At 71.6% G+C, this 22,008-nt stretch carries 22 protein-coding genes; 16 read left to right on the forward strand and 6 right to left on the reverse strand.

The features are described from left to right. Window positions 1-35 precede the first annotated feature (35 nt). From AC1DWJ_RS10665 to AC1DWJ_RS10695, 7 genes are all read left to right on the forward strand, one after another. Window positions 36-2,225 (forward strand): ATP-dependent DNA helicase UvrD2, encoded by a 2,190-nt coding sequence (locus AC1DWJ_RS10665; protein WP_477620766.1) that lies wholly within the window; start codon window positions 36-38, stop codon window positions 2,223-2,225. A 148-nt stretch (window positions 2,226-2,373) separates the two neighbouring features. Then, the gene (locus tag AC1DWJ_RS10670; protein WP_056923860.1) at window positions 2,374-2,610 is read left to right on the forward strand and encodes a hypothetical protein; all 237 of its coding nucleotides are present in this window, start codon (window positions 2,374-2,376) and stop codon (window positions 2,608-2,610) included. A 254-nt stretch (window positions 2,611-2,864) separates the two neighbouring features. Beyond that, window positions 2,865-3,152 (forward strand): WhiB family transcriptional regulator, encoded by a 288-nt coding sequence (locus AC1DWJ_RS10675; RefSeq protein WP_457253690.1) that lies wholly within the window; start codon window positions 2,865-2,867, stop codon window positions 3,150-3,152. 53 nt (window positions 3,153-3,205) lie between these two features. After that, window positions 3,206-3,337 (forward strand): hypothetical protein, encoded by a 132-nt coding sequence (locus AC1DWJ_RS10680; protein WP_255358335.1) that lies wholly within the window; start codon window positions 3,206-3,208, stop codon window positions 3,335-3,337. A gap of 106 nt (window positions 3,338-3,443) precedes the next feature. Then, window positions 3,444-4,925: an alkaline phosphatase family protein gene (locus tag AC1DWJ_RS10685; RefSeq protein ID WP_477620767.1), complete on the forward strand. Its 1,482-nt coding sequence runs from the start codon at window positions 3,444-3,446 to the stop codon at window positions 4,923-4,925. A gap of 131 nt (window positions 4,926-5,056) precedes the next feature. Continuing rightward, window positions 5,057-5,650, forward strand: a complete 594-nt coding sequence (locus AC1DWJ_RS10690) for an HhH-GPD-type base excision DNA repair protein (protein WP_457253687.1) — start codon at window positions 5,057-5,059, stop codon at window positions 5,648-5,650. Window positions 5,651-5,652: 2 nt separating this feature from the next. Then, window positions 5,653-5,847, forward strand: coding sequence for a hypothetical protein (locus AC1DWJ_RS10695; protein WP_457253686.1), 195 nt, complete (start codon window positions 5,653-5,655; stop codon window positions 5,845-5,847). A 24-nt stretch (window positions 5,848-5,871) separates the two neighbouring features. Here the strand turns inward: AC1DWJ_RS10695 and AC1DWJ_RS10700 are convergent, their stop codons facing one another. From AC1DWJ_RS10700 to AC1DWJ_RS10710, 3 genes are all read right to left on the reverse strand, one after another. Beyond that, a complete protein-coding gene (locus AC1DWJ_RS10700; RefSeq protein WP_477620768.1) occupies window positions 5,872-7,209 on the reverse strand; it encodes an ABC1 kinase family protein in 1,338 nt (445 codons plus the stop codon). After that, on the reverse strand, window positions 7,206-8,159 hold the full coding sequence (locus AC1DWJ_RS10705) for a hypothetical protein (protein ID WP_477620769.1): 954 nt from the start codon (window positions 8,157-8,159) through the stop codon (window positions 7,206-7,208). Before AC1DWJ_RS10705 ends, AC1DWJ_RS10700 begins: the two co-directional genes overlap by 4 nt. A 118-nt stretch (window positions 8,160-8,277) precedes the next feature. Beyond that, a complete protein-coding gene (locus tag AC1DWJ_RS10710; RefSeq protein ID WP_091788997.1) occupies window positions 8,278-8,436 on the reverse strand; it encodes a DUF5679 domain-containing protein in 159 nt (52 codons plus the stop codon). A gap of 132 nt (window positions 8,437-8,568) precedes the next feature. On the opposite strand from AC1DWJ_RS10710, the gene AC1DWJ_RS10715 reads away from it, so the two are divergent. From AC1DWJ_RS10715 to AC1DWJ_RS10735, 5 genes are all read left to right on the forward strand, one after another. Then, complete coding sequence (locus AC1DWJ_RS10715; protein ID WP_457253683.1) at window positions 8,569-9,393, forward strand: enoyl-CoA hydratase/isomerase family protein; 825 nt, start codon at window positions 8,569-8,571, stop codon at window positions 9,391-9,393. A 134-nt stretch (window positions 9,394-9,527) separates the two neighbouring features. Continuing rightward, complete coding sequence (locus tag AC1DWJ_RS10720; protein ID WP_477620770.1) at window positions 9,528-10,778, forward strand: acyl-CoA dehydrogenase family protein; 1,251 nt, start codon at window positions 9,528-9,530, stop codon at window positions 10,776-10,778. Then, a complete protein-coding gene (locus AC1DWJ_RS10725) occupies window positions 10,775-11,536 on the forward strand; it encodes an SDR family NAD(P)-dependent oxidoreductase (RefSeq protein ID WP_477620771.1) in 762 nt (253 codons plus the stop codon). The genes AC1DWJ_RS10720 and AC1DWJ_RS10725 overlap by 4 nt, the downstream gene beginning before the upstream one ends. Next, complete coding sequence (locus tag AC1DWJ_RS10730) at window positions 11,533-12,600, forward strand: phosphotransferase family protein (RefSeq protein ID WP_477620772.1); 1,068 nt, start codon at window positions 11,533-11,535, stop codon at window positions 12,598-12,600. The genes AC1DWJ_RS10725 and AC1DWJ_RS10730 overlap by 4 nt, the downstream gene beginning before the upstream one ends. Before the next feature lie 89 nt (window positions 12,601-12,689). Next, window positions 12,690-13,259, forward strand: coding sequence for a M48 metallopeptidase family protein (locus tag AC1DWJ_RS10735; protein WP_477620773.1), 570 nt, complete (start codon window positions 12,690-12,692; stop codon window positions 13,257-13,259). Between the two features lie 28 nt (window positions 13,260-13,287). On the opposite strand, the gene AC1DWJ_RS10740 is transcribed toward AC1DWJ_RS10735, so the two are convergent. Further along, entirely contained in the window at window positions 13,288-13,872 is a 585-nt protein-coding gene (locus AC1DWJ_RS10740; protein ID WP_477620774.1) for an NUDIX hydrolase, read from the reverse strand. Beyond that, window positions 13,869-15,401, reverse strand: coding sequence for a zinc-dependent metalloprotease (locus AC1DWJ_RS10745; RefSeq protein ID WP_477620775.1), 1,533 nt, complete (start codon window positions 15,399-15,401; stop codon window positions 13,869-13,871). The genes AC1DWJ_RS10740 and AC1DWJ_RS10745 overlap by 4 nt, the downstream gene beginning before the upstream one ends. A 61-nt stretch (window positions 15,402-15,462) precedes the next feature. Between AC1DWJ_RS10745 and AC1DWJ_RS10750 the strand changes: the two genes are divergently transcribed. From AC1DWJ_RS10750 to AC1DWJ_RS10760, 3 genes are read left to right on the forward strand one after another with little or no spacing between them, the layout of a single operon-like run. Next, window positions 15,463-16,623 carry an NAD-dependent epimerase/dehydratase family protein gene (locus AC1DWJ_RS10750; RefSeq protein ID WP_457253676.1) on the forward strand — a complete coding sequence of 387 codons (1,161 nt, stop codon included), beginning with the start codon at window positions 15,463-15,465 and terminating at the stop codon, window positions 16,621-16,623. After that, on the forward strand, window positions 16,620-17,072 hold the full coding sequence (locus tag AC1DWJ_RS10755) for a molybdenum cofactor biosynthesis protein MoaE (RefSeq protein ID WP_457253675.1): 453 nt from the start codon (window positions 16,620-16,622) through the stop codon (window positions 17,070-17,072). Before AC1DWJ_RS10750 ends, AC1DWJ_RS10755 begins: the two co-directional genes overlap by 4 nt. Beyond that, window positions 17,069-18,142 (forward strand): YlbL family protein, encoded by a 1,074-nt coding sequence (locus tag AC1DWJ_RS10760; RefSeq protein ID WP_477620776.1) that lies wholly within the window; start codon window positions 17,069-17,071, stop codon window positions 18,140-18,142. Before AC1DWJ_RS10755 ends, AC1DWJ_RS10760 begins: the two co-directional genes overlap by 4 nt. Before the next feature lie 37 nt (window positions 18,143-18,179). Here the strand turns inward: AC1DWJ_RS10760 and AC1DWJ_RS10765 are convergent, their stop codons facing one another. Further along, the gene (locus tag AC1DWJ_RS10765; protein ID WP_457253673.1) at window positions 18,180-18,716 is read right to left on the reverse strand and encodes a PPA1309 family protein; all 537 of its coding nucleotides are present in this window, start codon (window positions 18,714-18,716) and stop codon (window positions 18,180-18,182) included. A 155-nt stretch (window positions 18,717-18,871) separates the two neighbouring features. On the opposite strand from AC1DWJ_RS10765, the gene AC1DWJ_RS10770 reads away from it, so the two are divergent. After that, window positions 18,872-21,946 (forward strand): UPF0182 family membrane protein, encoded by a 3,075-nt coding sequence (locus AC1DWJ_RS10770; protein WP_477620777.1) that lies wholly within the window; start codon window positions 18,872-18,874, stop codon window positions 21,944-21,946. Window positions 21,947-22,008: the final 62 nt, after the last annotated feature.

The following is a 22,008-nucleotide window of genomic DNA, read 5'->3' on the forward strand; positions in this document are numbered from 1 at the left end:
CACCGCCGTCGGTCGCCCATGACAGGATCGCGGCGATGCCCACCCAGCCCCACGGCATGCCCGTGCCCTCCTCCGCCGACGACATCCTCGACGCGCTCGACCCCGAGCAGCGCGAGGTCGCGGCGCACCCCTTGGGACCCATGGTCGTGCTCGCCGGCGCCGGCACCGGCAAGACCCGGGCGATCACGCACCGGATCGCCTACGGCGTCCACTCCGGCGCCTACCAGGGCCAGCGCGTCCTCGCCGTCACGTTCACCGCACGCGCGGCCGGCGAGATGCGCACCCGGTTGCGCGCGCTCGGCGTCGCCGGGGTGCAGGCCCGCACCTTCCACGCGGCAGCCCTGCGGCAGCTGCACTACTTCTGGCCGCAGGCGATCGGGGGCGCTGCCCCTGAGGTGATGAGCCAGAAGGCCGCCGCGGTCGCCCAGGCCGCCGCCTCCCTGCGACTCGACCTCGCGCGTGACCGCACCGCCATCCGTGACCTCGCCGCCGAGGTGGAGTGGGCCAAGGTGTCGATGCTCACCCCCGAGACGTATGCCGCGGGGGCGCGGGCCGCGCACCGCGAGCCGCCCGGCTTGGACGCCACCGCGATGGCGCGGGTCCTCGAGGCCTACGAGCAGGTCAAGACCCAGCGCGGCGTGATCGACTTCGAGGACGTGCTGCTGCTGACCGTCGGGATCCTGGCCGAGCGCGACGACATCGCCCGGGCGGTGCGTTCGCAGTACCGCCACTTCGTCGTCGACGAGTACCAGGACGTCAACGCGCTCCAGCAACGGCTGCTCGACCTGTGGGTGGGGGAGCGCGACGACCTCTGCGTCGTCGGTGACCCCGCCCAGACGATCTACTCGTTCACCGGGGCCAGCCCCCGCCACCTGCTCGAGTTCCAGACCCGCCACCCCAAGGCCGAGGTGGTCAGGCTGGTGCGCAACTACCGCTCGACGCCGCAGGTGGTGGGGCTCGCCAACCTCGTCGTGCGGGGGCCGTCTGGGGCGATGCGCAGCAACGCGGTGGTGCTCCAGGCCCAGGGGCAGGACGGGCCGACCCCGGTCCTGACCGCCCACCCGGACGACCCCGCCGAGGCCGCCGCCATCGCCGCGGAGGTCGCCAAGCGGGTGTCCGACGGCGTCTCGCCGGCCGAGATGGCCATCCTGTTCCGCACCAACGGCCAGTCCGAGGCCTTCGAGTCGGCGCTGGCCGACCAGGGGGTTCCCTACCTCGTGCGGGGCGGGGAGCGGTTCTTCTCCCGGCGCGAGGTGCGTGACGCGATCCTGCTGCTGCGGGGTGCGGCCCGGTCCGACGACGCGTCCAAGCCGCTGCCCGAGCTGGTGCGCGACGTGCTCCTCGGCGCCGGGTGGACCCGGGAGGCGCCGAGCTCGGGAGGCGCCGGTCGCGAGCGGTGGGAGTCGCTCAATGCCCTCGCCGCGCTGTCCGACGACCTGGTCGTGACCAGCCCGGAGGCCCGGCTGCCCGACTTCATCCGCGAGCTCGACGAGCGGGCTTCGGCCCAGCACGCCCCCGCGGTCCAGGGGGTCACCCTCGCCTCGTTGCACGCTGCGAAGGGACTGGAGTGGGACGTCGTGTTCCTCGCCGGGGTCTCCGACGGCTACCTGCCGATCATGATGGCCGAGACCCCCGAGGCCATCGAGGAGGAGCGCCGGCTGATGTACGTCGGCGTCACCCGGGCCCGGCGCGAGCTGCGGCTCTCGTGGTCGGGCGCCCGCACCCCCGGGGCGCGAGCCAGCCGTCGGCCGTCGCGGTTCCTGGACGGCGCGGCAAGCATCCTCGGCGACGGCGCGCGCTCGCAGCCCAAGGGCTCGGCGAAGGTCGGGGCCGCCAAGGGCGGGCGGGGCAAGGCCCTCAAGCCAGCGCTGCCGGCGCACTGCCGTTCGTGTGGCACCGAGCTCACGACTGCGGCGCAACGCAAGACCGGGCGCTGCGACACCTGTCCGCCGACCTACTCCGAGGCCACCTTCGAGCGGTTGCGTGCGTGGCGGCTGGCCGTCGCGCGGGAGACGAGCGTGCCGGCCTACGTCGTCTTCACCGACGCCACGCTCACGGTGATCGCCGAGCGCGAGCCCGGCTCGGAGGGCGAGCTGGCCCAGATCTCCGGGGTCGGGGCCCGCAAGCTCGGGCTCTACGGCGCGCAGGTGCTGGCCCTCATCGGCGGCGCGGACGTCGAATCTGTGCTCGAAACTCGTTCTGCCGCAACGGATTCCGACGAATAGGCGTTCGTTCACCAATTCTTTGCAGGAAATCTCGATAAATGCGTTGCTGCCCCGCAGGGGCGTCCCGTACTCTGGATCAACACACCAGCCCAGGGTGTCGCGCGCGATGCGCTGGGGTCCACGAGCACACGAAGGAGGGTAGGTCCCAATGGAGAACTTCACGATGACGATCGACGCGACTCACATGTCCCGCGTCCGTTCCGTGTGCCCCGAGGTCGGCCGTGTCCTCCTCGCAGGCAGCCGTGGATGGGTCCAGGGGACCACTGTGCCCGCGCCCATCGCCACCCGTGTGATCACCGATGCCCCGGTTCCGACGTTCTACGTCGGCGGCTTCGGCGCCACCAAGGATCTCGCGTTCCGTCCCTTCGGAGAACCACCTGTCTAGGCCACCAGCCAGCAGGCCCTCTCCGAGGCCGCGGAACCCGATATCCGGGATCCGCGGCCTTTCTGTTTGTCCAACGCCGTGGTTTGTCCGAACAGATTTCTTCCGCACCACACCGAGCAGGAAGAAGCACCGCCAGAGATGAAGTCCGACACCGAAGAGAACGGGCCGGCCCCCGACCGGGGAGCCACCGGCCAGACGGAAACAGGGATATCCGCCACCACCGTGGCGGTTCGACGAGAGGGAGGTGACACCCGATGCATCTGAGCGCACTCCACGACCTGAACGAGCAGGCCGCGATCGCAGGCGCCGGCATCCCGTGTCAGGAGAACGACGCCGAGATGTGGTTCGCCGAGAGCCCGGCCGACGTCGAGTTCGCGAAGTCGCTGTGCCACATGTGCCCGGCCCTGGCCGCCTGCCTCGCAGGCGCGCTCGAGCGGTCCGAGCCGTGGGGCGTGTGGGGCGGCGAGCTCTTCGTCCAGGGGGTCGTCGTCGCACGCAAGCGGCCCAGGGGCCGGCCGCGGAAGAACCCGGTCGCCGCCTGATGACGCCGACCGTCCACACCATCGAACACTTTTCACACACCAGGAGTTTCACCATGTTCCAGGCCTTGTACGCCGACCTGGCGCGCGCCCATCGACGGCGCCGTCAACGGGAGTACCAGCGCCGGCTCGAGGCACAGGCGCAGCACGAGTTGCTGCTCGCCATGCCTCGCATGCTGGCCCGGTGACCCCCGTGCCCGAACCCGCCGGGACCTTCCGCTCTGGAGGTCGTCCCGGCGGGTTCTTTCATGTCTTCCCGAGTGCCCGGGGCCCTCGACTCGGTAGCGTCCGCACATGTCCCGCGAAGCCGTGGTCAAGGCCCTGACCGCTCCCGACCTGTCCGCCGTCGTCGACCTGGCGGTGTGGGTCGAGGACGGGGTGGCCCACGCCGCGAACCACCTGGGCACCGTGCGGCTGCACGCCAACGGCGGCCACGAGGTCCTGTCGGGGATCGACCCCGTGGCGAGCGAGGACCCGATGGCCTTCCTGCCCTACGAGGTCGAGCTCGCCGCCGCCGGCCCGCGGGTGTCCACCGACAACGCCTACCCGTATGCCGCGCAGCGGATCCGCTCGCTGTTCGGCGACGTCGACCGCAGTCCCGACGTCGCCGTCGTGCACACCCCACGGCACTGGTTCGTCGCGGAGGGCGGTCACGCGGGCGAGCACGGTTCGCTCGACGTCATCCAGTCGCGCGCCCCCCTGGTGATGTCGGGTCCCGGGGTGGCGACGCTCGGCTTCGTCGACGACCACGCCCGGCTCGTGGACGTGGCCCCGACGCTCGCGGTGTTGTCGGGTGTGCCGTCGGCCGACCTGGGCGACGCGGACGGCGCCGAGCTCGACGGCCGTGCCCTCACGGCATACCTCGAACCAGCCGCTGAAGGGCAGCGTCGCCGTGTCGTCGGCATGCTCTGGGACGGGGCGCACTGCGGTGACCTGCTCCACCTGGCCGAGACCGGCGAGCTGCCCGGGGTCGCCCGCCTCATCGAGCACGGGCTGGCGATGCGCGGGGGTGCGGTGGCCGAGTTCCCGAGCGTGACGCTCACCAACCACACCTCCATCCTGACCGGCGTCGGCCCGGGGCGGCACGGCGTGCTCGGCAACGTCTACTACGACCGCAGACTGAAGGAACGGGTCGTCCCCAACGATGCCGAGACCTGGCACCGCAGCGCGGAGTGGCTCCGACCCGGCGTCCGCACAGTGTTCGAGATGGTGAACGACCATGTGCCGCAAGGGGACTCACCCCGGACCGCGAGCGTGGACGAGGCCATCGACCGGGGCGCGGACTACGGCACCATGGCGCTGCTGAGGGCAGCCGGCGGGTTCGACGCGGCCGCCACCGGCATGGGCGACCTGCTGCCGGTCCCGGAGGAGTCCCCGTTCGTCGAGCGGCCCGAGCACCTGGCGGACGCGTACTTCCGCTGGGGGGTGCAGGTGGATGACATGGGTCTGCAGCAGGTCCTGCAGCTGTGGGAGTCCGCCGAGGACGCGCCCACGCTGACCTGGTGGGCGCACGTCGTGACCGACGCCGGACACCACGCCGGCGGGCCCAGGTCGCAGATCGCGCGCGACTCGCTGCGCCAGAGCGATGCCCGGCTCGTCGTGTTCCTCGACCACCTCGAGGGGCTGGGGGTGCTCGACGAGGTGACCTTCCTGCTCACGGCTGACCACGGGTTCGAGGGCGCCGACCCGAGCGTGACCGGCTCGTGGAAGCCGGCGCTGGATGCGCTCGGCATCCCCTACCGCGACGAGGGCCCGGGGTTCGTCTACCTGTTGTGAGGAGCCGTCCTCGAGATTTGGGGCCAACTGGCCCACTTTCCAGGCGATCTGCGCGACGCGGCCCGGAAAGGGGGCCAGTTGGCCGACTTTCCAGGGCTAGCGGCTCTGCTCAGCCTCGTTAGGCTGCCTGCATGGCTACGCAGATCCGCATCGCCCAGGACGAGGCCGCCGACGAGGTGCTGAGCAACGACCCGTTCGCGCTGCTCGTGGGGATGCTGCTCGACCAGCAGTACCCGATGGAGCACGCCTTCCGCGGGCCGTGGAAGATCCTCGACCGGTTCGGGACGCTGGCGCCCGACGCCATCGCCGCCGCGGAGGCGGAGTCGTTCGCCGACCTCTGCGCCACGCCGCCGGCGATCCACCGCTACGGCCGGTCGATGGCGGGCCGGGTGCAGCAGCTCGCCGCCGTCGTCCGCGACCAGTACGACGGCCGGGCCGAGACCATCTGGACCGAGGCGACGGACACCCGCGACCTCATCGAGCGGCTCAAGGCGCTGCCCGGGTTCGGCGACCAGAAGGCCCGCATCTTCGCCGCCCTGGTCGGGAAGCAGCTCGAGGTGCGCCCGCCCGGGTGGCAGGAGGCGATCGGGCCGTATGCCGAGGACGGCTCCTACCGGTCGGTTGCCGATGTCGTCGACGCCTCGTCACTGGCCAAGGTGCGGGAGTTCAAGCAGGCCGCCAAGGCTGCGGCGAAGGCCAAGGACGCCGCTTTGACGAAGAAGTAGCCGTGGCTGACCAAGGCAGACCCGCCGAGACTCCTCCCGTGTGCTCGACCTGCGGCACCGTGTCGGGCGATCCTGCCCTGGCCGCGATCACCTGGACGCGCGGCACCGAGAACGGCCGCGAGGTCTGGACCTGCGACCGCTGCAGCCGGGAGCACCTGCGCAGCATCGAGGGCAAGCTCGACTCCGCCTGGTGGTGACCCGCGTCAGGCTGGTGATCCGCCTCAGTCGACGGGCGGCGGGAGGTGCTGGAGCTGCATGCCGGGCATGTGGTCGACCACGATCTGCCGGGCCGAGACGGTCCCACCCAGCTGGCACAGCACGCCGATCCCGCCGAGCCAGACCCGGTGGATGAGCAGGTAGGACGGCGGCAGGTTGAGCTTCATGCCGACGAGGAACTCGGGCCTGCGGATGTCGTTGACGTGGGCAGCCACGCCCCGCAGCCACGGCCGGCTGAAGGTGAACTCGGCATGTGACAGGGGCTCGATGAACGGGCCGAGGTAGTCCAGCAGCGCCTCGGCATCGAGCGACATCGACGGCTTGATGAACCCCTCGGACCGCAGGCCCCTCTCGAGCTCGGCGGCCTCGCCGCGCAGCGCCGCGCTGACCAGCGTGCCCATCGCGGGCGGCAGGCCGGACGGCAGGCGGTTGACTGCGCCGTAGTCGATGACGCCGAGGCGCCCGTCGGGCAGCAACCGGAAGTTGCCCGGGTGGGGGTCGGCGTGCAGCAGCCCGGCGCGGGCCGGGCCGACGAGCAGGAACGCCATGTAGCGCTCCGAGGCGGCGTTGCGCTGCTCTGGCGTGCCCGACGCGACGATCTGCGACAGCGGGATGCCGTCCATCCACTCCGAGACGATGACGTGCTCGCTGTTGACCAGCACGTCCGGCACGGCGAAGTGCGGGTCACCGCGGAACGCCTTGGCGAAGGTGCGCTGGTTGGCGGCCTCGAGGTTGTAGTCCAGCTCCTCGCTCATCCGCGACTTGAGCTCGTCGGTGATCGGCTTGATGTCCATGCCGGGGATCCACCCGCCGGCCAGCCGGGCCACCCGGGCGAGCTGGTTGAGGTCGGACAGCAGGGCCTGACCGGCGCCCGGGTACTGGATCTTGACGGCGACCTCGCGACCGTCACGCCAGACCGCCTTGTGGACCTGTCCGATCGAGGCCGCCGCCGCGGGCTTGTCGTCGAACGACTGGAACTTCGCGGTCCGCCACCGGGGTCCCAGCTCCTCGGCCAGCACCTTGTGCACCGTCGCGGCAGGGAGGGGAGGAGCCGCCTCCTGCAGCTTGGTCAGGGTGGCGCGGTAGGGACCGGCCATCTCCTCCGGGAGCGCGGCCTCCATGACCGACATGGCCTGGCCGAACTTCATCGCCCCGCCCTTGAGCTCGCCCAGGACCTTGAACAGCTGCTCGGCCGTGCGGGCCTGCAGCTCGGCTGCGACCGCCTCGGCAGGTTTGCCGCCCACGCGCTTGCCGAACCCCACCGCGGTGCGGCCGGCGAAGCCGAGGGGCAGGCTCGCCAGTCGGGCCGTGCGACTGACGGCACGGCGAGGGAGTTCGTTCACCCGGCCATTCTCACCTGCGGGGCAACCTCGCCGTCAGTGGGTCGGCAGAACCCGTCGGATCGAGCACCGCACCCGCACCGCGGATGTGCGGTCCACTGACGCTGCCGGACCCCCGGCCAGGGCAGGGAGACCTCCAACGACCGGCCCGTGGGGAGCGCGTGACCGTCGAGCACCGCCAACGCCACCATCGCGGCCATCGAGGCGGTCAGCGCGACCAGCGTGGTCTCCCCGCTGACCTCGGGTCCGGCCCCGACCGCGACCGGGACGAGCTGCCCGAGCAGGGCGGGCCACGCCGGGTCGAGGTCGGCCCGGGCGAGGTCGAGGCAGCGCAGGCACGGTCCGTCGGGCACGACGACCGGGCCGACGAGGGCTTCCACCCCGTGCAGCACGACGGGCAGCACCGGTATGCCGCGGGCGCGCCACGGCATGGCCGTCGCCGAGTCGACGGCGCCGCAGCCGACCAGGACGACGAGCGCAGGTGGCTCCCAGTCGTCGGCGACGTGCGCGCCGTGCCGCACCGAGCCGACACCGGCGCGGCGCAGCTGCTCCGCGACGGCCCGCGGCAGCTCACCCCGGCCGACGACCAAGAGGTGCGCGGCGTGGCGGCCGGCCAGCGCGGCATACGCCTGGCCCTCGGTGGGGGCGGTGCGCAGCACGGCCTGCGTGTCGTGGGCGAGCAGGATCCGCGCGGGTGGCGGCTGGGGCGCGGGCGGCGCAGCGTCGACGACCAGCCGGTGGGCGACGAGCTGGCCGAGCAGGTCACGACCGGCCGGCGTCTGCAGCGCCGCGGGAAGCTCACGGGTGCCGTCGAGCAGCTGGAGGGCGTCGACCTCGTCGGCACGCAGGCCCTCCACCACCCTCGCGCGGGCGGGGTCGGTGCCGAACTGCACGCTTCCTGCGCTGCGGCGCAGGACCGGCCACAGGGCCTTGAACAGGGTGCGTCCAGTCACGCGGCCCAATCTCGCACAGCGCACTGGCGACCCGACCCGCCATCCACAGGTCCGGACGCCGCGAGGGGCGGCACCGACCAGTGGTCGGTGCCGCCCCTCGCGTTGGGAAAGCCTGGTGTCAGGCCTTGCCGAGAATGCGGTTGAGGTTGGTGCCACACACGGGGCACACGCCCTTGGCCATGCGGCGACCGTTGGTCTCCACGACACGGCCCTCGGCCTCGCGCTTCTCCTTGCACTTCACGCAGTAGAACTCGCCCTTGTAGGTCTCTTCAGCCATCGCCATGTCTCCTCTTGTTCACGGCACACGGTGCGCCGTCGGACTTCGGCCAAACTTAGACCATGCTGAGCACAAAATCGCGCAAGGGGGGCCTGTGCGTCGTGCTCAGGGCCCACCCCTAGTCTTCGCCCCATGAGCACGCAGCCGTGGTGGGAGACCCAGTTCGACGACCTGCGGGTGGATTCCCGGGACGCCTCGGGACGCCGGATCGCGGTGGTGACACTCGATCTCCCAGATCGACGCAACTCGATGAGCACGGCCATGACGGCCTCCTGGGTGAGGCTGATGGGGCTGCTGCGCACTGATGAGGCGCTCGCGGCCGTCGTGGTGACCGGAGCCGCCCCGGCGTTCAGCGCGGGCGGCGACCTCTCCTGGATCGTCCAGGACCCTGACGCGACGGTCAGCGAGCTCCGCGACCGGATGCTCACCTTCTACCGCGCGTGGCTCTCGATCCGCGACCTCGAGGTGCCCACGATCGCGGCCGTCAACGGCGCGGCGATCGGCGCCGGGTTCGCCGTGGCGCTCGCCTGCGACCTCCGGTATGCCGCCGCTGACGCCCAGGTCGGCGTGCCGTTCACCTCCCTGGGGCTGCACCCCGGCATGGCGACGACCTGGTCGCTGCCCAACGTCGCAGGTCATGCCGTGGCTCGCGACCTGCTGCTCACCGGTCGCGTGATCAGCGGCACCGAGGCGGCGGAGCTGGGCCTGGTGTCGCGCGCCCTGCCGGTCGACGCCGTGCTGCCCGAGGCGATCGCGGCTGCCGAACGCATCGCGGCGGCAGCGCCCGTCGCCACCCGCCTGACGCTGCAGGCGCTGCGTGACGGTGGGCACGCGACGTTCGAGGACGCTCTGCAGTGGGAGGCGCTGGCCCAAGCCGTCACCCTCGCCACGGAGGACCTGCACGAGGGCATCTCGGCCGCGGCAGCCAAACGCCGGCCGACCTTCCACGGCCGCTGACGCTGCTCTCTTCCCCCGGGGCACTTCGGGCCACCGGTCTGGCACCCGGGTCCGATAGGCAGGGGTTGGTGCGGCATGGGTGGCCAGAAGTGGGGGACGGGCGAGCCCTCGGGGGCTTCACTAGGGTCGGGCGCATGGACTTCTCCCTGTCTCCGCGCGCCACCGACCTGCGCGACCGCGTGCGTGCCTTCCTCGACACCGAGATCGAGCCGGTCGAGGCGGCACTGCACGCCGAGATCCAGGGCAGGCGCGAGAGCGGCGGCGATCCGTGGACGCCCTCGCCGGTCATCAAGGAGCTGCAGGCCAAGGCGCGGTCACAGGGCTTGTGGAACCTGTTCCTGCCCCAGGAGCACGCCGGACGGTATGCCGCGGAGTTCGGCACCGACGGCGGCGAAGGCCTCTCGAACGTCGACTACGCGCCGGTGGCCGAGGTGATGGGTCGCTCCGCCATCGCGCCGCTGGTGTTCAACAGCAACGCGCCCGACACCGGCAACATGGAGGTGCTGCTCAGGTACGGCACGCCCGACCAGCAGCGGGAGTGGCTCGAGCCGATGCTCGACGCGCGGATCCGCAGCGCCTTCTGCATGACCGAGCCGGAGGTGGCCTCCTCCGACGCCACCAACATGGCGGCCACCGCGGTCATCGAGGGCGACGAGGTGGTCGTCAACGGCCGCAAGTGGTTCTCCACCGGGATGGGCAACCCGGAGTGCCAGATCCTGGTCTTCATGGGGCTGTCCGACCCCGACGCCGACCGGCACTCCCGCCACACGATGGTGCTCGTGCCGCGCGACGCCCCCGGCGTGGAGGTCGAGCGGATGCTCTCGACGATGGGCTACTACGACGAGCCGCTCGGCCACGGCGAGGTGTCGTTCACCGACGTGAGGGTGCCCACCGCGAACATCCTGCTCGGCCCCGGGCGCGCCTACGAGATCGCCCAGGGTCGGCTCGGGCCGGGTCGCGTGCACCACTGCATGCGTGCCATCGGCCTCGCGGAGCGTTCGCTCGAGCTGGCCTGCCAGCGCGCCCTCGAGCGGACCGCCTTCGGGAAACCGATCGCCAAGCTGGGCGGCAACCTCGAGCGCATCGCCGACGCCCGGATCGCCATCAACCGCTCGCGCCTGCTCGTCATGCACGCGGCCTGGCTGCTCGACCAGGGCGCCTCCCGTGAGGCGCTGTCCGCGGTCAGCGAGATCAAGGTCGAGGTGCCCGCCATGGCTCTCGACGTCATCGACCTCGCGATCCAGCTGCACGGCGGTGCTGGCATGACGACCGACTTCCCGCTGGCGGCGGCCTGGGTGGGCGCGCGCTCCCTGCGGCTGGCAGACGGCCCCGATGAGGTCCACCGCAGCGTCGTCGGCCGCATCGAGCTCGGGAAGCACCAGTGAGCCGGCGGGTCCTCGTGACGGGGGGAGCCTCGGGTCTGGGCGCTGCCCTCGTCACCGCGTTCCGGGCGGCCGGCGACGAGGTACTGGTCACCGACGTCAGCGACGCCGACGGGGTCGACCTCGTCCTCGACATCACGTCCGACGACGACTGGGCCGCCGCCCTGGCCCACGTCGAGCAGACCTGGGGTGGGCTCGACATCCTCGTCAACAACGCCGGCATCGCCGGTGGTGGCCGGATCGAGCTGTCGACCATCGAGGAGTGGCAGCGGATCATCGACGTCAACCTGCTCGGTGTGGTCCGCGGCACCCGCACCTTCACGCCGATGTTCAAGCAGCAGCGGTCCGGCCACGTGGTCAACGTCGCCTCGCTCGCCGGGCTGGTGCATGCCGCCGGCATGGGCTCCTACAACGCGGTCAAGGCTGCCGTCGTGGCCTTCACGGAGACGACCGGACACGAGCTGCATCCCTTTGGTGTCAAGGCATCTGCCGTTTGTCCTTCCTACTTCAAGACCAACCTGCTCAGCTCGATGCGCGGCTCCGACCGACGGGTCGGACGCGTCGTGGCGGGCCTGATCGAACGGGCGACGGTGACGGCCGACGAGGTGGCCGCCGCGGTGCTGGAGGGAGTTGCCAACGGCGTCGACGTCATCGTCCCCGACGAACCCGCCCGCCACGCCTTCGCGCTCAAGTGGGCCGACCGCGCGGCATACGACGCCTTGATGCGCCACCAGGCGGCGCGGCTCGCGGAGGAGCGGTGAGCGAGGTCGCCGGCGCGCGACCGGTCCGCACCGAGGACGCCTTCGACGTCGACGCGGCCGTCGCGTGGCTGCGCGCGCACACCGACGAGCGGTATGCCGCGGGGCTGGCGGGGGAGCCGGAGGTGCTCCAGTTCTCGGGCGGCGCCTCCAACCTCACCTACCTCCTGCGCTTCCCCAGCCTCGACCTCGTGCTGCGTCGGGGACCGAGCGGCACCAAGGCCAAAGGTGCCCACAACATGGGTCGCGAGCACCGCATCCAGGCGGCGCTCGGACCCGTCTTTCCTTATGTCGCAACGATGGTCGCGATGTGTGACGACCCCTTCGTGGTGGGCGGCGACTTCTACGTCATGGAGCGCCTCGTCGGGACGGTGCCTCGTCGCGAGATGCCGGTGGACGTGTCAGCCGACCAAGCCGGCCAGCTCTGCGAGTCGATGCTCGACGTCCTCGTGGAGCTGCACTCGGTCGACCCGGCCGCGGCGGGGCTCGACACGCTGGGCAAGGGTGAGGGCTACGTGCGCCGCCAGGTCGAGGGCTGGTCGACCCGATACCGGCGCGCGCACACCGCCGGCCAGCCCGACCTCGAAGCCGCCATGGCCTGGCTCGACGAGCACCAGCCAGCCGACGTCGGCAGCTGTGTGATCCACAACGACTACAAGCTCGACAACCTCGTCCTCGCCGACGACGACCCCACGCGCATCGTGGGGATCTTCGACTGGGAGATGGCCACGGTCGGCGACCCGTTGATGGACCTCGGCGCGGCGTTGGCCTACTGGGTGCAGGCCGACGACGACGCCGACTTCCAGAGCTTCCGACGGGTGCCTACGCACCTGCCCGGCATGCTCACCAGGGCCGAGCTCATCGCGGGCTACTGCGCGCGCGCGGGTCGTGAGGTCAGTGCCGAGGACGCGGTGTTCTACGAGGCCTACGGCGTCTTCCGGCTCGCTGTCATCGCCCAGCAGATCTACTACCGCTACGCCAACGGGCAGACCACGAACGAGGCGTATGCCGTCTTCGGACCGGCCGTGCAGGTGCTCGACCGCAGGCTGGCGCAGCTGCTGGCCTGAGCCGTGCCCACGCCCTGCCCTGGCGTCGCGGTGCCGTCGTCGCGGCGCGGATCACCGGCCATGTCGGTCGGCTCGCCTATCGTGGTGGCATGGGGAGTCCAGACATCGAGGTCCGGCGCAGCCGCAAACGCCGCCGCACCGTCAGCGCCTACCGCGAGGGCGGCCGCACGATCGTGCTCATCCCCGCGCGGTTCACCAAGGCCGAGGAGCAGCAGTGGGTCGACACGATGCTCGAGCGACTGGCCAAGGGTGACAAGAAGCGACGACCCAGCGATGCCCAGCTGCGCACCCGTTCGGCCGACCTCTCGCAGCGCTACCTCGGGGGCCAGGCGAAGCCCACGAGCATCCGCTGGGTGACCAACCAGAACTCCCGGTGGGGCTCCTGCACGCCCGCCGACGGCACCATCCGCATCTCCACGAGGGTCAGGGGCATGCCGGGCTTCGTGCTCGACTACGTGATCCTCCACGAGCTGGCCCACCTGCTCTCGCCGGGGCACGGCCCAGACTTCTGGCGGTTGCTGGAGGGCTACCCGCGGCTCGAGCGGGCGCGCGGCTACCTCGAGGGCGTCGCGGCGACGGCCGGCCTCGACCTGTCCGACGGTGAGACGGAGTTCGACGAGCTCGGCCAGGCCGCGCTCGACTTCGGTCCCAGCGACTGACCCGGGGCGACCTGCTCGGTCACCGGGGCTACCTGGCGAGCACCCGCCGGGCTGCCTCGGCGAGGGGTCCGATCTCGTCGCGGCTGGCCTCGGGAAGCGAGTCCACCGGCCACCAGGCGACGTCGAGCGACTCGTCGCTCACGGCATACCCGTCCTCGTCGTCGGTGACGCCGACGTAGCGCAGGTCGAGGTGCTCGGTGCACCGGCCGAACCCCGACGCCAGCAACGCGTGCCGGTCGAGGTGCGCGAGCTCCGGGTGCAGCTCGAGGTCGGCGATGCCGGACTCCTCGCGGGCCTCGCGCGTCGCCGCGGCCAGCACCGACTCGTCGCCCGGCTCGAAGTGACCCCCGAACTGCAGCCACAGCCCGGCCTTCGCGTGCAGGGTGAGCAGCACCTTGTCGAGCGAACGGTTCAGCACCAGTGCGCTGGCCGTGAGGTGCGCTGGTGGCCCCTGCTTCGACATCGCGTCCGGGTGCTCGGCGCAGTGCGCGAGCAGCTCGAGCCGCAGCCTGTCCTGTCCCGGGTCGGGTGCGGTCCAGCCGGCGAGGACGCGTTGGGCGTCCTCCCGCAACGCGAGGTATGCCGCGGGCACGCCGGTCGGCGGTGCCGTCACCGCCCGTCCGCGCCGTCGTCGCCCCGGTCGGCCTCGCCCTCGCGGAGCAGCTCGTCGAGGGCCGCGTCGAGATCGGCGCTCTCGGAGGTGCCGAAGCGCTCGACGTAGCCGAGCGGGTCGTCGAGGTCCGCCCCGGTGGGGGCGACGTCGGGGTGGCCCCACCCGGCGTCGCGGCCGTTCGGTCCGTGCTTGGCCTCGAGGGCGGCCCAGAGGTTGGCGGCGTCGCGCAGACGGCGCGGGCGCAGCTCCAGACCGACCAGGCCGGCGAACGCCTTCTCGGCCGGGCCGCCGGTGGCCCGCCGGCGACGGACGGCCTCGCCGAGCGCTGCGGACTGGGGCAGGTGCTCCCGGGTGGCGCGGTCGGCCACGACGTCGACCCAGCCCTCGACCAGCGCGAGGTAGGTCTCCAGCCGCGCCAGGGCGGCGCGCTGGGCGGGGCTGGGGTCAGGTCGGAACAGCTGGTCCTGGAGGGCGGACTGGAGGGCGGTCGCGTCGCTGGCGTCGACGGACTGCAACGCGCTCTCGATGCGGTCGGTGTCGATGCTGATGTCGCGGGCGTAGTCGCGGACGGCGGCGACCAGCTGCGGCCCGATCCACGGGACCTCGGAGAAGAGCCGGACCCGCGCGGCCTCCCGGACCGCGAGGTAGATCCGCACCTGGTCGAGATCGACCCCGAGACCCTCGGCGAAGGCTTCTACGTTGGCGGGCAGCAGCGCGACCGACCGGTCGGCCACCAGGGGGAGCCCGACCTCGGTGCCGCTGACGGTCTCGGTGGCGAGGGTGCCGACGGCCTGGCCGACCTGCAGCCCGAACATGGCACCGCTCATCTTGGCGAGCATCGGCTCCATCTGACCGAGCATGGCCGCGGGGTCCATCCCGGCCGGCAGGAGTCCCTCGGGCAGGCCCCCTTCGCCCAGCTGCTGGAGCTGGGCGCGCATGGCGTCACCGACGGCCCGCCCCACGCCCTCGGCCACCGGCTCGACGAGCGTGCCCCAGGTGGCCATCGTCGCCTCGACCCACTCCGCCCGGCTCCACGCGTGCGTCGAGATGCCGGGCGCTTCGAAGGCGGTCACCTCGTCGAGCCAGAGCTCGGCCACCTGGACCGCCTGGTCGAGCTGGCGTTGCGCGGCCTCGCCGACCACCGAGTCGCCCGCCTCGGACACCGTCTTGCGGGCGGTGTCGGTGGCGAGGGTGAGGTTGAACGCGTCGGTGTCGGTGCTGGCGAACATCGACTGCATCTGGCCGACCATCATCTGGAGCATCGCCGGGTCGACCTGGTCGATACCCATGTCCTTGAGGGCCTTGGCCATCTCGGGGTCGACCTGGCCGCCGGTCAGCCGCGCCAGCACCTCCGCGATCTCCGGGGACAGGGCATCGCCGAGGGCGTCGTCGGACGGTCGCCCGCTCGGGTCGGCGGTGGAGTCGTCGAACTCGGCGCGCGGGTCGGGCTGGTCGTCAGCCTGGTCGTCGGGCTGGTCGTCAGCCTGGTCGTCAGCCTGGTCGTCATGGTCACGGGGAAGGTCGGGCACAACTGCTCCTCAGCGGTCCTGAGAGGATGGTCTCTCACTAGACAACCACGCGGAGGCCACAGTGAGTTCCCCCGGGCGGGCCGGACGGGGCGCCGTTCGCTCGCGGCGTAGCGCGATCGACGTCGCGGTGATCGGCACGGCCGACCCGGCGAGTCGTGCGGTGCTGCGCGCCCTCGTGTCGGCAGCCGCGCGGGGCACGACCACGGCGCAGCCTGGTGGCACCGAAGGAGAGGCGCGGATCGGCACGGTCGTCGCGGTGGGCACCGAGCCTGCGGCGGTCGGGGGAGTCGAGTTCCGGCACGCCGACCCGGGCGACCCGAGCCTGGCTGCGGCGCTCTCGGGACTCCGCGCCGCGGCATACGTGGCGACGAGCACCAACCTCGAACGCGACCTGGCGATCGGCGCCCGAGCCCGGCGTGAGCGCAACCTGCGCGTCGCGCAGACGGTCATCACCTCGGCGGCCGCCGCGGGACTGCGGCACCTCGTGGTGGTGACCTCCGCGCAGACCTACGGCGCGCATGCCGACAACCCCGTCCCGCTGGACGACGACGCGCCGCTGCGGGCTGCGTCGGACGAGGGGCAGGTCGGCGACCTGATGGACGTCGAGCAGCTCATCGCGGTGGCCCGCGACGTCCACCCCGGGCTGACCATCACCGCCGTGCGGCCTGCCGCGCTGGTGGGTGACGGCGTGGACACGGTGGTGACGCGTCACTTCGAGGCCCCGCGGCTGCTCACGCTGCGCGGCGCGGAGCCCGCGTGGCAGTTCTGCCACGTCGACGACCTGGGGAGCGCCGTGGCGCTGGTCCTGGCGCAGGGCGTGACGGGCGCCGTGACCGTCGGGGCCGCGGGCCACCTCACGCAGCGCGACCTCGAACGGCTGACCGGCATGCGCAAGGTCGAGCTGAGCCTGAGGGCGGCGATGGGAACTGCGGACCGGCTCCACCGCGTTGGGGTATTGCCGGCACCTGCCAGCGACCTTGCCTTCGTGGCATTCCCCTGGGCGGTCTCCGCCCGCACGATGGTCGGTCGCGGCTGGGTGCCGGTCCACGACAACGAGACGTGTCTCGGCGTGCTCCTGGAGGCGATCCGGGGGTCGCACGCGGTGGCGGCACGCAGACTGGACCGCAAGGATGCCGCTCTGGGAGCGGCCAGCGCCGCGGTGGCCCTGGTGGGAACGGCGGCAATCATGCGGCGACGCCGCAGGAAAGGTTCAACGGCATGACCGATCCGGTCAGGGAGCTCGACAGCGAGCCCATGGTGGTGCTCAGCGACGTCCGTGACGAGCCGCTGAGCGTCGACGAGGTGCTCACGGCGGTGCAGCACCCCCGGTGCGGGGGCATCGCCCTCTTCGTCGGCGTGGTGCGGGAGCACGACCACGGCGCCGACGTGTCGGCCCTGGACTACACCGCCCACCCCAGCGTCGTGGAGACCCTGAGCCGGGTCTGCGCGGAGGTCGCCGGTCGGCACGAGGTGGCCCGGGTCGCCGCCGTGCACCGGGTGGGCCACCTGGAGATCGGCGACCTCGCCGTCGTGGCGGCCGTCTCGGCGCCCCACCGCGGACAGGCCTTCGACGCCTGTCGCGACCTCATCGACACCCTCAAGGGGACGGTCCCGATCTGGAAGCACCAGCTGTTCACCGACGGGAGCGACGAGTGGGTGGGGCTGCCGTGACGACGCCCCTGCAGGACCCCTACCGCCTCAGCCGCAAGTCCACCGTGAGCCTGGTCGGGTTCTTCCTGGCGATCGCCCTCGGCGCGCTGTCCGTCATGGTCGGCCTGCCCTACGTCATCATGAAGCCCGGCCCGGTCACGAACACCCTCGGCAAGCACTCCGGCCAGCAGCTGATCACCGTCTCCGGCGCCCCGACCTACCCGACGCAGGGCGCCCTCGACTTCACCACCGTGCGGATCTCCGGGGGGCCCGGCTACAAGGTCACCGTCTGGGACCTGCTGAACGCAGCGATCCGTCCGAGCGAGGACATCGTCGACGAGGAGCTGTACTTCCCCAAGGGCGTGACCGGCAAGCAGGTCGAGGAGGAGAGCGCCGCCGAGATGATCGACTCCCAGCAGGAGGCGGTCGCGGTGGCGCTCAAGGCGGTCGGACAGAAGGTGACCGAGCACGTCGTCGTGGCCCAGGTCGCGAAGGACGCGCCGTCCGCGAGCCTGCTCAAGGCAGGTGACGAGATCGTCTCGGTCGACGGCAAGGCGGTCACCGACTCGACCGGCGTCCGCGACGGCGTCGGGGCCCACCGGCCGGGGGAGACGGTGGCCCTCGGACTGGTCCGCGACGGCAAGCCCGTGGCGGTCGAGGCCAAGACCCGCGCTGCCGACGGCCGGGCCACGGTCGGGGTCTTCCTCGGTGTCCGGTTCGAGTTCCCGATCGACGTGAAGATCAACGCCGGCGAGGTCGGTGGTCCCTCGGCCGGCACGATGTTCTCGCTGGCCGTCTACGACACCCTGACGCCCGGTCCGCTGACCGGCGGCGCGCAGATCGCCGGCACCGGCACGATCAACGCCAAGGGTCAGGTGGGGCCGATCGGTGGCATCCGCCAGAAGCTCGTCGGCGCGCACGACGGGGGTGCCACGTGGTTCCTCGCCCCGGCCGACAACTGCGACGAGGTCGTCGGCCACGTGCCCGACGGCCTGCGGGTGGTCAGGATCGCGACCTTCGACGAGGCCAGGTCCGCGGTCGAGGCGATCGCCGACAAGCGCACCGACGCGCTCCCCACCTGCACGAAGTAACCGCGTGGAGCGCTAGCGGGTATGCCGCGCGGCCGGCTCAGGCCTGCAGCGTCGCCGTGAGCGCGTGGACCAGGCCAGGGGCGATCTCGTCGCCGAGGGCGACCTTGTCGTCGCTGTCGTTGGCCCGCTGGCGCAGCAGGCATCGGCTCTGGCCGTCGCGGGTCACCGCGACCAGCAGCCGCACGTCCTGACGCCCGGGGTGGGCGGCCAGCGCGTCGACCGCCGACTCGGTGTGGGCCGGCAGGTCGCGCTCGGCCTCCGGCGGCACGACGATGCGCTCGACGGCGAGGGCCGCCCCGACGACGCTGTCGGGCCAGGCGATGCCGCCGAGCAGGCTCTCGAGGTTGGAGGTGCGGGGGAGGTCCTCCTGCTCGACCGCGCTGAGCGCGCCCTCGGCCAGGTCGGACCCGCGCATCTGGGCGCGCAGGTGGGGCTCGCGCTCGAGCAGCTCGGCGGTCGGCACCAGGGCGAACAGCCGCGGGTTCTGGTCCCACCCGGCGGCGGCGACGTGGCGTTCGGTGTCCAGCGCGGCGATGGACAGCGGGTCGGCGACAGGGCGGGAGGTCTGGCTCACCCGCCCATGGTGCCGTATGCGGCATACCCAGTCGGTGCACAGGTGGTGCCAACCCGTGTCCAAGGTTGCCGTGGGAACCCCACAGGCGCTCGGTAAGTTGGACCCACTACAGCAGGCGACCACCGCGGGCGGTCGCACGGATGATCGGGCGTGGCGTGAGTTCTTCCTCTGAATGGTTCGGCCAGGGCGAGCCGGGTGGCGAGGGCGGCAGACCGGAGGGGACGCCGCGAGGAGCCGGCTCCGGCCCCGGTGGCCGTCGTCCCCCGACGCTGACCTTCGGCAGGCGCCGCGGACCGTTGGTGCCGACCCTGGTCGTGCTGGTGGTCCTGGGCTTCGCGGTGTCGCTGATGGCGTCCTTGTGGACCGACGTGCTGTGGTTCAACTCGGTCGGCTACCAGCAGGTCTTCGTCACCGAGCTGACCACCAAGATCCTGCTCTTCGTCGTCGCGTTCGTGCTGACGGCGGCAGTCGTGGCGTCCAGCCTGATCGTCGCCTACCGCACCCGCCCGATCTACGCTCCGGTCACCGCCCAGCAGCAGAACCTCGACCAGTACCGCGAGGCGATCGAACCGCTGCGGAAGGTCGCCATCTTCGCGATCCCCGCAATCCTGGGCCTGCTCGCGGGCACGGGCGCGTCAGGGCAGTGGAAGACCTACCTGCTGTGGCGCAACGGCGTGCCCTTCGGGACGAAGGACCCGCAGTTCGGCAAGGACCTGTCGTTCTTCATGTTCACGCTGCCGTGGATCCAGTTCCTGCTGGGTTTCCTCACGATGGCGCTGGTGATGGCGACGCTGGCCGCGGCGTTCACGCACTACGTCTACGGCGGGCTGCAGATCCAGTCGCGCGCCGAGCGCACGTCGCGCGCAGCCCGGACCCACCTGGCCATCCTCGTGGCAGCACTGGTCCTCGTGCGCGCCGCCACGTACTGGTTCGACCGCTACGCCTTGTCCACCAAGGACTCTCGACTGCTGACGGGCATCGGCTACACCGACGCGCACGCTGTCCTGCCGGCCAAGGCGATCCTCGCCATCGCCGCGCTGATGACCGTCGGGCTGTTCGTCGCGTCGATCTGGTCGCGCTCGTGGCGGCTGCCGATCGTCGGCGTCGCCCTGCTGCTCATCACCTCGATCGTCGTGGGCAGCATCTACCCGGCGCTCTACCAGCGGTTCATCGTCAAGCCCTCGGAGAAGTCCCGCGAGCAGATCTACATCGACCGCAACATCAAGGCGACCCGCGCTGCCTACGGCATCGCCGACGTGAAGACCGAGGGCTACACCGCGACCACTGAGGCGACCCAGGGACAGCTGCGCGACGACGCCGAGACCATCCCCGGGATCCGCCTGGTCGACCCGATCGTCGTCTCGCCGACGTTCAAGCAGCTGCAGTCGGTGAAGTCCTACTACGCGTTCCCGGACGCCCTCGACGTCGACCGCTACAAGGTGGACGGCAAGGTGCGCGACACTGTGCTGGCCGTCCGCGAGCTCGACCTGAACGGCATCCCGGCCAACCAGCGCAACTGGCTCAACGACCACACCGTCTACACCCACGGCTTCGGCCTGGTCGCCGCGTTCGGCAACCAGCGCACGACCGATGGCCAGCCGGTGTTCTACGAGCGGAACATCCCCCAGGCCGGCGAGCTGCCCGACTTCGAGCCGCGCATCTACTTCGGCGAGCAGTCCCCGTCGTACTCCATCGTCGGAGCGGCGGCGGGCAGCAACCCGCGCGAGTTCGACTACCCGGACAACAGCGCGGCCGGGCAGAAGAACAGCACCTACACCGGCAAGGGCGGTGTCGCGCTCGGCTCGCTGCCGCGCAAGCTCGCCTACGCGCTGAAGTACCGCGAGCTCAACCTCCTGCTGTCCGACGCCGTCAACGACAAGAGCCGGATCCTCGACCACCGCGAGCCGCTCGAGCGGGTGGAGCGGGTCGCTCCGTGGCTAACCCCTGACGGGAACCCCTATCCCGCGGTCGTGGACGGTCGGGTGCAGTGGATCATCGACGGCTACACGACGTCGGCCGACTACCCCTACTCGCGCCTCACCGACATCGACAGCGCGACCTCCGACTCCGTGACCGCGCGGTCCAGTGCGGTCACCACCATCGGGAGCGGCCAGGTCAACTACATGCGCAACTCGGTGAAGGCCACCGTGGACGCCTACGACGGGTCGGTGAAGCTCTACGCCTGGGACGACAAGGACCCGCTGCTCAAGGCGTGGAGCAACGCGTTCGACAACACCGTGCTCCCGATGAGCGACATGAGCGCAGACCTGATGTCGCACATCCGCTACCCCGAGGACCTCTTCAAGGTGCAGCGCCAGATGCTGGCGAAGTACCACGTGACCGACGCCGCGTCGTTCTACGGCGGCCAGGACTACTGGCAGATCCCCGAGGACCCGGCCCAGGAGGCGAGCGTCGTGCAGCCGCCCTACTACCTGACCCTCAAGATGCCCGACCAGGACGACGCCCGCTTCTCGATCACGACGACGTTCAAGCCCGTCGGTGACCGGCAGATCCTGACCGGCTTCCTCGCGGTCGACGCGGATGCCGGGTCGGCGAAGGGGCAGCGCAGCAGCGACTACGGCACGATGCGGCTGCTCACGCTGCCCAAGGACAGCCAGGTCAGCGGCCCGGGGCAGGTGCAGAACGAGATCGGCTCCTCCAACGCCACCTCGCCGGACTCTGCCCTGAACCTGAGCCAGTTCCTCAACAACGCCCGCCAGAGCGGGTCGAGCGTCACGCTGGGCAACCTGCTCACCCTGCCCGTCGGTGGTGGCCTGCTCTACGTTCAGCCGATCTACGTGCGGGCCCAGGGCGACTCGGCGTTCCCCCTCCAGCGGGCCACGGTGGTCGCGTTCGGTGACAAGCTCGCCTGGGCCTACACGCTCGACGGTGCGCTGGACGGACTCTTCGGCGGCAACTCCGGGGCCACCGCAGGGGACTCGGGCTCGACCCCGCCGACCACCCCGGGCGGGACCCCCACCACGCCGCCGCCCGCGGACTCGGCTGCCCTCGCCAAGGCGCTGGCCGACATCCAGGCGGCCTACGACGCGGGCCAGAAGGCGCTCAAGGCCGGTGACTTCGCGGCATACGGCACCGCACAGAAGCAGCTCAGCGAGGCGATCCAGCGGGCCGTGGCGGCTGCGCCCAAGGGTGGTTCGGTGACGGTGAAGCCGTCGCCGACCACGACCGCCACCCCCACGGCGACGCCGACCACGACGTCCACGCCATGACCCGGGTGCGGTGACCCTCGTGCGGTGACGTCCGCCGCCTGACCTGCTGCGGAAGCCCTGCG

This window comes from Pedococcus sp. P2_D7, assembly GCF_056404295.1.